Here is a 15300-nt window from a genome sequence, read left to right on the forward strand (position 1 = left end):
AGCCACCTCTGGCATATACTTGTCGTTATAAGCGACGGCCCGTGTCAGCTGTCTGGAAAGCCGCCATTCTTGCGGCTTCGCATCGTCCGCGGGCTCAATAAGGAGCTGAGTGATGGCTGAGCTTACCGTCTACCCGGAGACGCTGCGCTGGGCCACGCGCGTTGCCAAGGCGGACCCGAGTGCAGTGTCGCGGCACAAGGGATTGCAGGACTTTCCCCTCTGGCTGGAAGCAACTGACCCCATTACCGTATCCTTCCAGAAAGTTCATGACTTGGCCGTCGTTTTGCAGACGAGTTTCGGTGCCCTGGTGAGGTCGGCGCTGCCGGATGAGAGCGAGGACGAACTGGTCCGCTATAGGACCGTCGGCAATGAAACCGTCGAGCCCAGTAAGAACTTGCTGGACACCATTTCGATGATGCGGGCCCGGCAGAACTGGGCTCGGGATGAGCTGATCCAGGACGGGCTTAGCGAAAATGCGCTGGTCGGGTCGGTGTCCGGCTCAGCCTCTGATGAGGACCTGGCCCAGGCGATACTGGATGCTTTGCGATTAGACGAGCAGTGGGCCAAGGGAACCGGCGACGAGAGAGTACGCTTCAATAAGCTGAAAGAGCGTGCATCCGCTGCGGGGTTGATGATCATGCAGAATTCGCAAGTGGGGCATCAGCGCCGACCGCTCAACATCGAGGAATTCCGGGCTTTTGCATTGGTGGACGACGTGGCACCGCTGATTTTCATCAATCGGAACGATTCGTATGCCGGTATGTTGTTCTCCCTGCTGCATGAAATTGTGCATGTGCTGTTGGGCGAACCAGAGATTTATGACGATGCCGGTCTGACCCCTGCTGGCCGCGAGATTGAGCGGACAATCAATCGGGCCGTGATGAAGAGCGTATTGAGCGACGAGGATTTCGCGGTCTTGTGGCGAGAGCAGCTGGACGCTGGGCTTTCTCGGTTGGAAGCCGCCAACGCCATAAGCCAAGAGTATGGACTGAGCGCGCTGGCTTTCGGAATCCGCGCTCGGCAGGCGGATCTGGCTGATGAGCAGTTGATAGAGCAGCTGCGTGATCAGATGCAGCAGGATTTGCGCGCCAGGGAGCATGAGCGGCGAAAGTCGAGTGGGGGGAATGGAAATGCGACTAACGCCTCACGTCTGGATACAGGCTTTGTGCGGTTGGTGAAGGGCGGCATTGAAAGCGGGACGCTCAGCTATACGGACGGATTCGGTTTGTTGAACATCAAATCCGCCAAGTCCTATGATGGTCTGCTGGCGGCCAAGGGGCTGGGCTGATGGCGCGACTGTACTTGCTTGACTCCAATGTGTTGATTGACTCCCACCGCCAGCACCATCCGTTCATGTACCAGGAGTTTCACCCCTTCTGGCGGTGGATGGAGAGGCTGGCCGGTCGTGATGAGGTGAAGCTGCTGGACGTGGTGTATAAGGAGCTCACTATTCAGGATACACACCACGATGTGGATGAGCTTGGGGCCTGGGTGGAGTACGTGTTTGCCGGGCGCGTTGTCAGCCACAAGACAAGCGAGATGGGCGCGGCTTACGCGCGTGTGCAGGATTATCTGGTGCGGTGCGGTTCTTATACGCGCGACTCAATCCGGGAATGGGAACCTGAAGACAAGGCCGACCCCTGGCTTATCGCGGCGGGCATGGTTACTGGCGCGGCCATCGTGACGAACGAGGTGAGCGCGCATCCCAGTAGGAACCAGCGGCAAAAGCGCGAACCGAAAATACCTGATGTGGCGCGGGCGTTCGGTGTGGAAACCATGAACCTCCGGGCGTTTTACGATGCGAACGGTCGACTCATCAGGGGCGATTACCCTATCCAGGGCCAGATGGCGCTGTGATCTCTTCCCCCTTCCGCCGTCCCAAGGGCCGCTCGCTCTGGGGCCCTCAGAATTTCAAAGGGTGCGAAGCTGTTCGCTGAAATGCTGGTGGTGGGCCTGCAAAACGCCCCCCAATGCCGAGTGCCTCGTATAGGCCATACTTAATTCGGGCATGCGAAGAGCATCAGGACTCTCGTTCCGTCACGCTCTCCGCTTGTGAGCGTGCGTTTGTACCGCCGGTGTTTGAGCGCTAGACCATGACCCGATGGCGGGTTTGGGGAGCTTGGGCGGAGGTGGGGATTGCGCGTGGCTGAATGCGTGGAGGTCGGCTAGAGTGCTGTGTATGAACGGCAAGCTGAAAGTGCATGGGCACTATAACGGGCTGAAGACGACCTTGCTCTTTGCAGTTATGTGGGCCATCATCATGCTCATCTGGTGGCTGACCGGCGCGCGCTCGGGCACGCTCGGCTTCTATATCCTGATTGGCCTGGGCACCACGTTCGTCTCCTACTGGTTCTCCGACCGCATCGCAATCGCCTCCATGCGCGCGCAACCGGTCTCCGAGCAAGAGGCGCCCGGGCTCTACCGGATTGTCCGAGAGCTTTCGCAGCGCGCCGGCAAACCCATGCCGCGCATTTACATAGCGCCGACCGATTCCCCCAACGCTTTCGCCACTGGGCGCAACGAGCGCCACGCGGCTGTGTGCTGCACCCAGGGCATTCTCAACATGCTGAACGAGCGGGAGATTCGCGGCGTACTGGGCCACGAGCTCATGCATGTCTACAATCACGACATCCTGACTTCGGCCGTCGCTTCGGCTATGGCCACGGTGATCACCTACCTGGGGTATTCGCTCATGTACTTCGGCGGGGGCAATGACCGCGACCGCAACCCCTCCGGCATCCTGGGGCTGCTCGGCGTGGTCGCCTCCTCGATTCTGGCGCCGTTGGGCGCCTCCCTGATTCAGATGGCGATCTCCCGCACCCGCGAGTACGACGCCGACGAGGACGGCTCCCGGCTGACCGGGGACCCGGAGGCACTGGCTATCGCCTTGCAGAAAATCACTGTGGGCGTGGAGTATGATCCTATGCCCAAGACCGCTGGCACCCAGTCCGCCGCCGCGATGATGATTGCTAATCCTTTCTCCTCCAAGGGATTCAGCCAGCTTTTCTCCACCCATCCCCCGACAGCCGACCGCATAGCCCGCCTCATGCAAATGTCCCGGGAAATGCAACTGTCCCAGGCCGCGGGCCAACAACCCACCCTCTCCCAGCCTAGCTAACCACCGTCTGGTAGGCCCTCGGCGGTTCGCGGCCGGGGCGCTCAGAGCACGCGGTGGCCGGCGGCGATGATGGTTTGAGGGGTGTAGGTGAGCGGGTCCAAGAGAAGGAGATCGGCGGCGTAAGCGGGGGCGAGCAGGCCCAGGGGCGCGCCGGTGATGGTGTTGGGGCGGTCCAGGCCCAGGGCGCGTGCGGGGGTCAGGGTGGCCGCTTCGACAGCTTCTGGGGCGCTCAGGCCGATGGCTTGCACCGCCCGGCGGACGGCCACGTCCAGGGTGAGCGTGGAGCCGGCGATGGCACCGTTTGAGACGAGACGGGCGTGGCCATCCCGTACCTCCACATCAAGCGATCCCAGCTTATAGGCGCCGTCGGGGCAGCCTGTGGCCTCCATCGCGTCGGTGATGAGCGCGATTCTGTGGGGGAAGAGATGGAAGGCGAGCCGTACAACCGGGTCTTGCACGTGGAAGCCGTCGTTGATGAGCTCGGCGGTCACGCGCGAATCCTCCAAGGCTGCCGGAATCGGTCCTGGTTCGCGGTGGTGGATGCCATTCATGGCGTTGAAGATGTGAGTCAAGACGCGGGCTCCAGCGTCGAAAGCTTGCTGGGTTCGCGCGTAGTCGGCATCGCAGTGGCCCACGGCAGGGACCACCCTGGCGCCCGCCAGTCGCCCGATGGCCTCCATGCCGTGCGCGCGCTCCGGGGCTATCGTCACCTGGCGAATGCAACCGTCCGCCGCCTGCAAGAGCTGGTCTACCGCCGCTGGCTCTGGGTCGCGCAGGCAGGCTGGGTCATGTGCGCCCTTGCGGGCCAGGGCGATGAACGGACCCTCCAGGTGGGCGCCCAGAATGTCTGAACGGACACTCATGGCCTGGCGCACTTCAGCCAGGTTGGCGCACATCACGTCTAGCGGGTTCGTAATCAGGCTGAGTACCTGCCGGGTGGTGCCGTGGACCATATGCCCGGCGCGGGCGGTGCGGATGGCCTCGGCGCCGTCGTCAAAGGAGGACTGCCAGGCCCCGTGGGAGTGAATGTCGATGAACCCGGGCGTCAGGAGCCGACCGCTGGCATTAATGAAAGCGCAGCCGTCCCTTTGCTGGGTCACTGGAGCGCCGGGGGTGGGGTTTCCGCCGCAGGCGCAGGCGCTTGCGTCTGCATTCGCTCCTGCGCTTTCGCCGGATTCTGCGCCAGCCGATGCCGCTGCGACGGGAACAGGTGGCAGCCCGAGCCCCCGTAGGGCTGAGTCCAGCCTGGAGCGTCCCTGACCTACGCTGTGAATCACTCCGCCTGTGGCGATGACCCAGGCTTGCCCGCGTCGTCCTCGCGCGTCAACCTGCTCCGCGTCATAGATGACGGTCGGTTGGGCGGGCGATCGGAGGACCTGCTCGATTCGCTCGCCTTCGCTCCTGAACGATGTGCTTGTCATGATGTCCGCCCTCCTGCGCGTCCCGCCGATTGCGGCTTGCGCCGCCCACTGCCTCGGCGCGACAGCCCTCATGCGGGCCTACCGCGCCGAGGCTCTGTTTACTCCACGGCTACGCCGACATTCCTATTGTCCTCGGATATTGTGCGGCAGATGCTCTCAGGTTCAAGCGCCCGCCTCGCAGCCAGGGAACCTCAGATGCCCTGCCAGGCAGGCTTGTTGGCGTAGGCCCACTTGTAGTAGTCGCGGTTACGTAGCCGGGAGGCGGCCGCCTCGTCGATGATGACCGTGGCGTGAGGATGAAGCTGGAGGGCTGAGGCTGGGCAGAAGGAGGAGATGCCACCCTCCACCGTCTCTGCGACCGCTTCCGCCTTGCCGGCGCCGAAAGCCAGGAGGATTAGCTGCCGGGCCTTCAAGATGGTGCCGATGCCCTGGGTGATGCAATGGGTGGGCACCTGATTGATGTCGCCGTCGAAGAAGCGGGCGTTGTCGATGCGGGTCTGTTCGGTCAGCGTTTTGATGCGGGTGCCCGAAGCCAGTGAGGAGCCAGGTTCGTTGAAGCCGATATGCCCGTCGGTCCCGATGCCCAGGATCTGCAGGTCCACGCCGCCCGCGGCCTTGATGGCCTCATCGTACTGGCGTCCGGCCTCCGCGATGGTCTTCAAGTCGCCGTTGGGCACATGTACCTTGGCTGGGTCCAGTCCTAGCGGCTCCACGACGGTCCGTTCAATCGTCGATCGGTAGGACTGGGGGTGGGCTGGGTCCAGTCCTGCGTATTCATCCAGAGCGAACCCACGCACCTGTAAAACGTCTATGCCCTCGTCCTGCACTTTGGCGGCCAGGGCCCGGTAGGCGGCCAGGGGGCTTGAACCGGTGGCCAGGCCCAGCACGCAGTCAGGCTTGGTTTGAATGAGCCGGGCGGCGCAGTCGGCGTAGATACGGCCAGCTTCGTCCTCGGTTTTGGCGATGATCACTTCGGTCATGATGTGCTCCTTACTTGGGGTTTGCGCATCCCCTGCGCTCGCTGTGTTTACGTTAATGGGCAAGGCTGGTCGGGCCCAGCCTTTGATTGGGTTATGGCTCTTGCTCTGGGCGGATTTGCGGCTCAGGCTCTGGGCCGTGGCTGGCCTTGGGGCTTGCGCCGGGTCGCTGGCGGCTCTGCGCGGCCCCGGCTAGCGCTGCTCCAACCGCGCCGATGCGTTGATTGGACCCCACCATCCGCAGGCGGGCCGGCAGGTTCAGGAATGAGACGAAACGGCTGGTTTTCCCCCGTGCGGTCAGCTCAGCTTTGACCAGGTCCAGGAGGGCGGGGCCGGTCTTGGTCACGCCACCGCCCAGGATGATGGCATCCGGGTCCAGGGTCGCCCCCGCAATCTGCACGGCTGTCGCTATGCCGGAGATGACCGTGTTCAAAGCCTCCCGGGCGTCAGCCTGGCCTGCTTTGGCTTTCTCGATAATATCGGGCAGGGGAGGGTCGGCCTGAGGCCAATGGGCTTGGATGGCGGCTCCGGAAGCCACGGTTTCCAGGCAGCCGTGCTGGCCGCACTTGCAAGGCAGGGAGTGAGAATCCACTGGGATATGCCCGATTTCACCAGCGTAACCGGTGGCGCCGTGCATGATTCTCCCGTCTTGGATGATGCTGGAACCTAAGCCGGTGCCCAAGTTGATGAAGACCACGCAGGGCAGGTCGAGCCCCTGACTGGCGCCCAGGGCTGCTGCGTTCACGTCGTTTTCGACCAGGACTGGCATGTTCAGGGCCGCTTGGGCCTGCGCTCCTAGGTCCATCCGCCGTATGGACAGGTTCACGGCTTCGCTCACCAAACCTCGGGCACTGTCCACCAGGCCGGGAATCCCGATTCCCAGGCTGGCCGTGGAGGGCGAGGCCTGGTCGGTTCCCCTGGCCTGCCTGATTTGGGTCAGGAGCGAATGGGTTACGTTGACCACGTCTTCGAGCACGGATTGATTGCCTTGGTGGCTGTCCTGCCGGCAAAAGGCGACGACGCGATCTGATTCGTCCAGGGCTACGCCTTCGATTTTGGTGCCGCCCACGTCGATGCCCAGGCGAAGGCCTGGTTTAATGGTTGCCGTCGCTTTGCTTGATTGGAGCGCCTCCGTCATCGCCGTCCCTCCCTCGGTTGGCCCGTCTAGAGCGCCTCGGACTGCCGAAACCGCTACTTTTCTCAGACTAGCACCAATTAGTAAACTATCTATACTATTTTGCAGCCCGCTACTTCCGGGCCTCGTGGGGCAGGCTTACTGCCGTTTCGTTGGTGCTGGCGGTGTTGGGCGAAATCCCCGCTAGCTGCTACACTACGTAACGTGCGTCCGGCTCCGTCGGTGTCAATCCGGCTGGCCAAGACAGCACGCGGGCGTAGTTCATCGGTAGAATGGCAGCTTCCCAAGCTTCAGAGGCGGGTTCGACTCCCGTCGCCCGCTCTCGGGGAATCGTTGGAATCTCAAGGAAGACAATCCGTAAGAACAGCTAATGGTGTGCTTATCCCTTCTGAGGTGTATGGGACCTTACGGTTGAGGCATTCGCCGCCAAAGGGGAGCGTCGTGGCACGAAGCGCGGATGGAGCAGCTGCTCGCGGCTGTGTAGAGCATACCATAAGTCGCCCGATCCGCCCGTGCTAAAAAGTTAAACCTTTCCTCGCTGGCGTCGGTGGGGGTCGCGCAGCGGCTTGGGGCCGTGGTGGGCGCGTCGCCATTCCCTTTGGCTCCCGCGAAGCCAAGTCCCCGGGGTGAAGTGTGCCGTCAGTGGGTAAGGCAATGACGTGAACTCCTTTCGCGAGGTGGTTTGTGATGCTCACTCCGTCCGGCATGACTATTGTCGTCGTGATGAAGGGGTTCGCCGCCTTGCATGGGTTGGTGTCGGTTGCGGCCGGTAAAAAGTAAGGAGGGGTATAGGGGCGAGCGAATATGGGGGGTGAGGGCATTGGGAACGCAGGGAGAAGCAGGGGAATCCGGCGACGAGCGGCTGGCGGGGCAGCAGCAGCCGGCCGAGCAGGAAGCGCGGCAGGCGCCGGAGATGGTTGGCCGTGAGCAAGCGCGGCCGCAGCCTATCGAGCAAACGCGACCGCAGTGCGGGGCTCAAGCTGAGCCGCAGCCTATGCGGCAGCCGACGCAGTCTGCACAGCAGTTTGGTCAGCCGACTCAGCAAGGGGCGCAATTCGCCCAGCAGCCAACTGCGCAATTCGCCGGTCAGCCGACCCAGCAATTCGCCCAGGAGCCGGTGGAGCCGCCAGCGCCGGCGGCTAAGCCCAGGCGCAGTCCGGTGCCCTGGATTATCGGCGGGGTGGCGGTCGTGGTGGTACTGGCGTTAGGGCTCATTCTGCCCAACCTGGAGACCATTGGTATAGTACTGGGGCTAGGTCCCAAGAATCCAATCGCGGTGACCCTGGAATCCTTCCGCAAACTGCCGGACGCCTCCTCGGCGCGAATCAAACTGAGCGTAGGGTCGGGCGATGACTTCTCCCTGGAGGGCTACTACCAGCTGGGGAGCTCCACCGATAAGTCGGTGGCGGACTTCACCGTGAAGGCGGACGATTACCGGGGGCGGCTGCTGCTGTTGGATAACGGCCTGTACGCCGGCGGGGATGGACAGTACGTCTACATGGACGGCTTGGATGTGCGCTCCGAGCTGCAGGATGTGGACTTTACCTGTCTGCCGGACAAAACCGATGCCTCCACCTGCTTTGATGGAGACTCCCTGCTCGAATTGGAGCAGAACCTGATTCGTGACGGACATTGGAACACAAGCGCCGCGCAAAGCGAGTTTATGCGCTCCTCCGAGCGGCTGCACGCCGCCCATAGGGGCGAACTCAAGCGAGGGAAGGACAAGACCACCGACACGCAGCCCCAAATGGACACGATACAGCGGCAAGGGCAGGAAGTGCTGACCAGGTTTGTGGCAAAAACGCTGGAAGACAAGGACACGCAGGGCAAGGTGTTCCCCGAGCAGAGCAGCCACCGTGAGGACAGCGGCAGCAGGTTGGAATACACGCTAGACACCGAGCAGCTGGTGCGCGTGTTCAGCCGGTACATGCTTGATTCCAAGGGGGACTACCCTGAGTTGCGCGCTTATATCGACGACCAGCTAGGCTCAGCGGGGGGCTCTTATGACAAGCTGTTCTCTGCGGGCAGCCGTTACCGGGATGGCGGCGAAGCCGACGAGAAGCGGCTGCCGATAATCCTGCGCCTCAACAGGGACAGGACGATTAAATCGATTCGGTGTGACGCCAAGGGCGGGATGGGCTTTGAGCTTGACGTATCCGACGTGAACCGGGTCAAGACGGATGACGGCGATTTGGAAGCGTTCGCGCGCAAGGCACGTGAGGGGCAGTCGCTCAAGGGATTGGGGAAGCTGCTGCGCAGTTTGGGCTCGAACGATGGTTGGCGGGGCCGGTGGGGCGGTGAGTCGGATTCTGATTCCGGGTTCGGCTCCGACTCGGATTCGGGCTCGGACGGGGACGATCCAGGCCAGGACGATTCCAACGCTGCCAGCAGCGACCTGCAGCGTTCGGTCTATAGCTCGATGGCTTTATTGCGGTATCGTGGGTTGGTATGAGCATGGACAATGATGACGAGCCTGTGGCTCCCGGCAGTGTGGGCGAGCCTCAACATGTGGATATAGTCAAGTATTCGCGCAAAGATGGCCGTTCCAACCCGCGCCGTCCGCTCTTTCTGCTGCTCCACGGCTGGGGCTCCAACGAGGAGGACATAGCCGACCTGATGCGCTACGTGGCGCCGTACAACGACTACGCCTCCCTGCGCGCGTCAATGACCGTGCCCGGCTCCGAGCGCGGCATGTTCGGCCCTGGTTACACCTGGTTCCACCGCTCCTTGCCCCAGGGCGAGGACCTGGACCGGGACGGCCTCGCGGCGGCTACGGCCGTCGACGAGTGGGTGCGGGCCAACCTGTCCGACGAGCGCGAAGTGGTGACGATGGGATTCTCCCAGGGAGGTATGCTGGCCGCCCATCTCCTGCGCATTAATCCGGAGCGTTACCGGGCGGCGATCAGCCTGTCAGGTTTCCTGGCGCCCGGCTTGGTCCCCGACAGCGCGCCTGCGGACAATAGGCTAGCGGACATGGAAAAACCGGTGTTCCACGGTTACGGTACCGCCGACCAGGTGGTGGCGCCCTACGAGGCGCGTGCTTTTGACGCTTGGCTGGACGAGCACACCTGGCTGCGCTCGCGCTCCTACGACGGGCTGGACCACGCGGTCAGCCAGGCCGAGCTGAGCGACATCCGCCAGTGGCTCTCCGACATCGACGTGACGTCCGGCCTCATGTAGGAGTTCGTGCCAGACCCCGTCTCCGCCAGGCCTTCACGCTTACACCATCGAGTCGGTATCCACCTGCATCACGTACACGTTGCGGCGCAGGTCGCGCGCCTGCCCGCGCGAGATTTCGCCCGCTTCCACCATGTCTTGGATGACTGAGAGCTCCACCGTGTAGCCCTCGCTCTTGACTTCCTCCACCGATTCGCGGATTTTTGGCGTCTCACCGAACTCGGTCCTGCCTTCGGCGGAGGATTCGATCAGCTGGTGGTTGATGATCGTGGCGAGCAGGTCCTCGGTCTTGTACCGACCCTTACCCAGCTCCGCGTACAACTGCTCGACCACGTGGTGGTTCAGGTCGGCCTGGATCTGCCGCCCCGCCAGGAACACCTCGTTATCGGAGATCTTGGGTGTCACATGCCGCAGTCGGTGAATCAGGTGCCGAGCCAGCCCTTGCGCCCGGCGCACGGCTATGTGCAGGTGCCACTTGAACTCGCTGCCCTGGTCCAGGTGGGCCAGCGAGTTGGTGATGTGGTCCAGAATCGTGGAAGCGGCCTGTTCGCGCGATTCCTGGGAGTAAGTGGGCTCCTGCTGCCTGTCCCCGCCGGGTTCGGCGTTGCCGTGAGCCTCGCCGTCTGCGCCCTCGTGGCCATTTCGGCCGCCGGATTCGTCTGATGCCGCGCTGTTCCTGGTCCGCGCCCCCTTTGCCGTCATCCCCGCGGGCCCTTGTGACGCAGCGTTTTGGCTGGCCCTGTCCTCTTCCCGCTGGATGCTGTCGAGCTCGGCCTCCATGTAGTCGCGTTCCCATTGCAGCGTCTGCAATTGCAGGGCCTGCGGCTCTTGCGGGTTGTAAGCGCCGATCTGCGATTTCATCCGCGCTATCCGCTGGTTGTACAGCGTGATGACATGCTGCACTGCCAGCCGGTTGGAGTCGTCCGCCCGGCTGGACAGCTCCTCCACCGTCCGTCGCAGCACCTCGATCGACTTCTCGACTTTGGGCGCCTCAGGTCCGTTCTCCTTGGCGGGCGCCAGCAGGGGCAGCCCGAAGTTGGCCAGCAGGAGGGTCACGATGATCACTCCTGCCGCCACGAATATCAGCTCGTTGCGCATGGGGAAGTCCGCGCCCGAGGCGAGCGTGTAGGGGATGGTGAGCACCAGGGAGAGCGTGATGGTGCCTTTGGGCCCGCCCAGGGTCATCACCGCGGCCGAGCGCAGGCGGCGCTTGTTCATCGGTATCCGCTTGCCAGTGCCAGGGTCGGTGGCGAAGTAGAGCACCCCGGCCACCCAGACGAACCTCACTGCGATTACGGTGCAAGACACCAGCGCGATGGCGGCCAGCAGGGTGGGGTTGCCCACCTTTCGATCCCCCCAGGAAGTCATGATCGCCGAGGGCAGCAGTATTCCAAGGATGATGAACACCGCGCCATTGAGACCGAAGGAGAGCACCTTCCATACCGATGTGGACACGATGTTGGTTTTGGAGGTGTTGGGACCTACTCCCGTATGGTCGAAGCGGATGAGCAGCCCAGTGGCCACGACGGCCAGCACGCCTGACACGTGCAGCCAGTTCTGGGCGGCCAGATAAATCAGGAAGGGCAGGAACAGCTCCATCAAGATGCGCGTGGTCATCGACTCCCAGCCCAAGCGGCGTGCGGTTTCGAAGACCCAGTTAGTCACCGGCCCCATGATCGCGCCGAAGGCGATGCCACCGATGAAGGAGGCCAGGAAGCTGCCCAGGGCGTGTACGGGCGAGAAGGCGCCGGTCACGGCGGTCAGGATGGCGAATTGGAAGCCGATGACGCCGGTGGCGTCGTTGAACAGCGACTCGCCGGCCAAGATGGAGCGCTGCCGTTTGCTCAAGTCGGCGTCTTCGCCGATCGAGGAGACGGCGACCGCGTCCGTGGGTCCCAGCGCCGCGCCCAAAGCGAGCGCTGCTGCCAGCGGGTACATAGGCCAGACGGCGTGAAGCAGCACCCCGACCATCAGCATGGTGAAGGCGGCCAGGCCAATCGCCAGCGACAGTGAGAGGTTGAGGCTTTTGAGCAGTTCGGGCTTGTCGATCGTGTGCGCCTCGTGGTAGAGCAGGGGCGCAATGAAGAGGACCATGAACAGCTCCGGGTCGAGCTGCATGTGCGAAAACTCAGGAAGGAGGGCTAGCGCCGCCCCCAGCGCTATCTGCACCAGGGGCGTGGATATGCGCGGCACGAACCGGCTCAGGAAGGATGAGACGACGACCGCCGCCATGATGGTGAGGATGAGCGTGAAAAGTTCCACGTGCCGCCTTTCCGTCGCTGGCCTCGGAGCCTGACCGCGCCGTGTTGTCTTGTTGTATCCCCTCGGTCCGCCGGCTGGCGAGCGTCCGCCCCGGGCGCGCGCGCCATCCGCGGACCGGGAGCGCATCCGGCTCACCCGATGAGGGGACGGCTGGTCAATGCGCGCAAGGTCCCCGCACCCGCCCTTATAAGCTTGCAGAATGCTCTTGTAACCATTATATGAAGGTGGGAATAAGCATTCAGCGAATTCCGTTGTTCCTTCTGGTGCCTCATATAAGGCTAAATCAGCGAAACCGACCATGCAGAAAGGCCGGCGAAAAACCATGCCGAATAACGTGACTGAGTCAATCAATAAAACTCGCCAGACAGATACCCGCTCGAATGCCCCTTCACTGGCCTCCGCAGGGAGCGCCCCCAGTGTCCCCGACCGCGCTTCCCAGCCCGCCGGGCAACTCGGCCCGGACCAGGCGCAAGCAAGCCAGGACGCCGCCTGGCACGCCCTGAGCGTCAGCGAATCTCTCGATACCCTCAGCGCCTCGCCTGAGGGGCTGTCAACCGCCGAGGCCGGGCGGCGGTTGGAATTGTTCGGTCCCAACGCCCTGGCCCAGGGCGAGGCCAAACCCAAGTGGAAGCTCCTCCTGAAGCAGTTCACCAGCCCGCTGATCGCCGTGCTCATCGTGTGCGGCGTAATCACCATCTTTTTGGGGCATTATGTGGACGCGGGCGCCATTTTCCTCGTGCTCGTCCTCAACGCCATCATCGGCTACGTCCAGGAGTCCAAGGCGGACAAGGCGGTGGAAGCGCTGACCTCCCTGGCCTCGCCCACCACAAGGGTGTTGCGCGAAGGCTCTGCGGCCACGATCGACGCCGCCGACCTGGTGCCCGGAGACATCGTGTTGCTTGAATCAGGCGACCGTGTCCCCGCCGATTTGCGGCTGATTGACGCCATCCACCTCAAAATCAATGAGTCCATGCTCACTGGTGAGAGCGAGGACGCCCGCAAAGGCACCGATGCCGTGGAAGCGTCCGCTGCCCTGGGTGACAGGCGTAACATCGCCTTCTCCGGCACTATGGTCACGTCCGGGCGCGGTCAGGGTGTGGTAGTGGCGACCGGTTCCGACACCGAGTTGGGCGAAATCAATGACTTGGTCCATGCCTCCAAAGGTTTGACCCCTCTGCAGCGCATCCTTAAGCGTACTGAGACCGGCATCGCCATCGCGGTCATCCTGGTCGCGGTCTTCGTCTTCATCGGTGGCGCCATCATCGACGGCGACCCCGCCCAGGCTTTCCTGTCCGCGGTCTCACTGGTCGTGGTGTCCATGCCCGAGGCTCTGCCCATCGTGCTTACGGTCGCTATGGCTTTGGGCGTGTCCAGGATGGCCCAATACAACGCCATCGTGCGCTCGCTGCCGGCAGTGGAGACCCTGGGCTCGATCACCGTCATCGGCTCGGATAAGACCGGCACGCTCACCCAGAACCGTATGAGCGTGGAGCAGCTGGCCATCGGCGGGTCCGTCATGCATCTGGACGAGCTGGAGCCCGGTTCCAAGCGGAACCCCGCGGCACAAGCCTTGCTCAAGGCCGGCGCCCTGACCAACGAGGCCCAACGCTCGCGTAACGGCCAGGGGCAGATCACCTACTCAGGTGATGCGGTCGATATGGCTATGGCTCGGGCGGCCGACGAGGCCGGCGCGGTGAGCGAGGCCGAGTTGGACTCCGCCATCGAGTCGCAAACCCCGTATGAGCCTGAGCTCCTGCACTCGATGACCATCCGCCGCAATCCCGACGGCAGCCTGACCCAGTACGTCAAAGGCGCGCCTGATGCGGTCATGGCCATGTGCGTGGGCATGCAGAACGCCTCCGGCCAGTCCGTCCCGCTGGATGCCGCCGCTTTGCACGAGGCCTATGATGAGATGGGCGGCCAAGGTTTGCGGGTGATTGGCGTGGCCAGCCGCACCATCCCGGCTTCCGACGATTTGAGCGCCCATAAGAAGGCTCATGATATGACCTTCCTGGGTCTTGAAGGCATGCTGGACCCGCCGCGCGAGGGCGTGCGCGAGGCCATCGCCGACTGCGCCCGCGCCGGCATCCGCGTCATCATGATCACCGGCGACCACCCGGTCACCGCCGCCGCCATCGGCCGTCGCTTGGGCTTGGAGTCCACCGGCAGCGCCTTGACTGGCTCCGAGATGCTCGGCATGAGCGATGAGGTGCTGGCCGCCCGTCTGCGCGAGACCTCAATCGCCGCCCGGGTCTCGCCCCAAGATAAGCTGCGCATCGTCGAGACCCTGCAAGACCAGGGGGAGGTGGTGGCTGTCACCGGCGATGGGGTCAACGACGCACCGGCCCTCAAAGCCGCCTCGGTGGGCATCGCCATGGGCGAGTCCGGCACCGACGTGGCACGCGAGGCCGCCGACGTGGTGCTGACCGACGACAACTTTGTCACAATAACCCAAGCCGTGCGCCAGGGCCGCGTCACCTTCAAGGCCATCCGTGGTTCCGCCTACTTCCTGCTGTCCACGGCCGCCGCCATGATCGCGGTGGGCGTCAATGTGATCGCCGACATGCCCCTGCTCTTCCTGCCTTTGCAGATGCTCTGGATCAACTTCGTCACCAACGGTGTCCAGGACATCGCCCTGGGCTTCGAACCCGGCGATGGCGACGAGCTGACGGTCCCGCCCCGCTCCAGCGATGAGGGCCTGCTCTCCCGGGTCCTGTGGTCGCGCGTGGCGGTCTGCGGCCTGTGGATGGCCACCTGCGTGCTGATTCTCTTCCATGTCATCGTCTCGTCCGGCATGGACCTGCTCCAGGCCCGTACCCTGGCCCTGACCTTGCTGGTGCTATTCAACTTCTTTGTGGCCATGTCCGCCCGCTCGGAGACCAAGCTGATCGTCCAGCTCAACCCGTTGGACAACAAGTTCCTCCTGCTGGCTTCCCTGCTGGCCCTGGGCATCCACGCCGGCGCCATGTACTGGCCGGCTTTGGCGGGGGTCCTGGGCTTCGCGCCGCTGACCTTGTCCCAGTGGGGCCTGTGCCTGGTGGTCGGGCTGACCGTCCTGATCTTCTCGGAAGGCGACAAGCTGATTCGCCAGCTCCTGGCCCGGCACGGTCACAGCCCGCGTTCGGCCCTGCGCCACACCCGCCGTTCCATCGCCGCCATGTTGCGTTCCAGCCGCTGAGTCCGAGGAACCCCGCCGCGCATAGTCAACAG

The 15300-nt window shown here is 63.4% G+C and carries 10 protein-coding genes and 1 tRNA gene; 7 read left to right on the forward strand and 4 right to left on the reverse strand.

From position 1 onward, the window contains the following. The first annotated feature begins 112 nt into the window (after positions 1–112). The 3 genes from AB656_RS06120 to htpX all read left to right on the forward strand — a co-directional run bounded on the left by AB656_RS06120 (position 113) and on the right by htpX (position 3118). Complete coding sequence (locus AB656_RS06120; RefSeq protein WP_033504512.1) at positions 113–1288, forward strand: ImmA/IrrE family metallo-endopeptidase; 1176 nt, start codon at positions 113–115, stop codon at positions 1286–1288. Continuing rightward, the gene (locus AB656_RS06125; protein WP_033504511.1) at positions 1288–1857 is read left to right on the forward strand and encodes a DUF4411 family protein; all 570 of its coding nucleotides are present in this window, start codon (positions 1288–1290) and stop codon (positions 1855–1857) included. Before AB656_RS06120 ends, AB656_RS06125 begins: the two co-directional genes overlap by 1 nt. A 322-nt stretch (positions 1858–2179) precedes the next feature. Further along, entirely contained in the window at positions 2180–3118 is a 939-nt protein-coding gene (gene htpX, locus AB656_RS06130) for a zinc metalloprotease HtpX (protein WP_051905514.1), read from the forward strand. Positions 3119–3159: 41 nt separating this feature from the next. On the opposite strand, the gene nagA is transcribed toward htpX, so the two are convergent. The 3 genes from nagA to AB656_RS06145 all read right to left on the reverse strand — a co-directional run bounded on the left by nagA (position 3160) and on the right by AB656_RS06145 (position 6654). Then, complete coding sequence (nagA, locus tag AB656_RS06135; protein WP_033504508.1) at positions 3160–4539, reverse strand: N-acetylglucosamine-6-phosphate deacetylase; 1380 nt, start codon at positions 4537–4539, stop codon at positions 3160–3162. Positions 4540–4730: 191 nt separating this feature from the next. Then, positions 4731–5519 (reverse strand): glucosamine-6-phosphate deaminase, encoded by a 789-nt coding sequence (gene nagB, locus AB656_RS06140; protein WP_033504506.1) that lies wholly within the window; start codon positions 5517–5519, stop codon positions 4731–4733. Positions 5520–5610: 91 nt separating this feature from the next. Next, a complete protein-coding gene (locus AB656_RS06145; protein WP_051905515.1) occupies positions 5611–6654 on the reverse strand; it encodes an ROK family protein in 1044 nt (347 codons plus the stop codon). Positions 6655–6901: 247 nt separating this feature from the next. Here AB656_RS06145 and AB656_RS06150 point away from each other — a divergent pair. From AB656_RS06150 to AB656_RS06160, 3 genes are all read left to right on the forward strand, one after another. Next, a tRNA-Gly gene (locus AB656_RS06150) sits at positions 6902–6972 on the forward strand. Between the two features lie 499 nt (positions 6973–7471). Next, positions 7472–9103, forward strand: a complete 1632-nt coding sequence (locus AB656_RS06155; protein ID WP_152593113.1) for a hypothetical protein — start codon at positions 7472–7474, stop codon at positions 9101–9103. Continuing rightward, the gene (locus tag AB656_RS06160) at positions 9100–9831 is read left to right on the forward strand and encodes an alpha/beta hydrolase (protein WP_033504503.1); all 732 of its coding nucleotides are present in this window, start codon (positions 9100–9102) and stop codon (positions 9829–9831) included. Before AB656_RS06155 ends, AB656_RS06160 begins: the two co-directional genes overlap by 4 nt. A gap of 39 nt (positions 9832–9870) precedes the next feature. Here the strand turns inward: AB656_RS06160 and AB656_RS06165 are convergent, their stop codons facing one another. Then, a complete protein-coding gene (locus tag AB656_RS06165; protein WP_414630305.1) occupies positions 9871–12060 on the reverse strand; it encodes a cation:proton antiporter in 2190 nt (729 codons plus the stop codon). 364 nt (positions 12061–12424) lie between these two features. Here AB656_RS06165 and AB656_RS06170 point away from each other — a divergent pair, with 364 nt between their 5' ends. Continuing rightward, positions 12425–15268, forward strand: coding sequence for a cation-translocating P-type ATPase (locus AB656_RS06170; RefSeq protein WP_236681863.1), 2844 nt, complete (start codon positions 12425–12427; stop codon positions 15266–15268). Positions 15269–15300 lie beyond the last annotated feature (32 nt).

This window comes from Bifidobacterium actinocoloniiforme DSM 22766 (assembly GCF_001263395.1).
GTDB lineage: Bacteria > Actinomycetota > Actinomycetes > Actinomycetales > Bifidobacteriaceae > Bombiscardovia > Bombiscardovia actinocoloniiformis.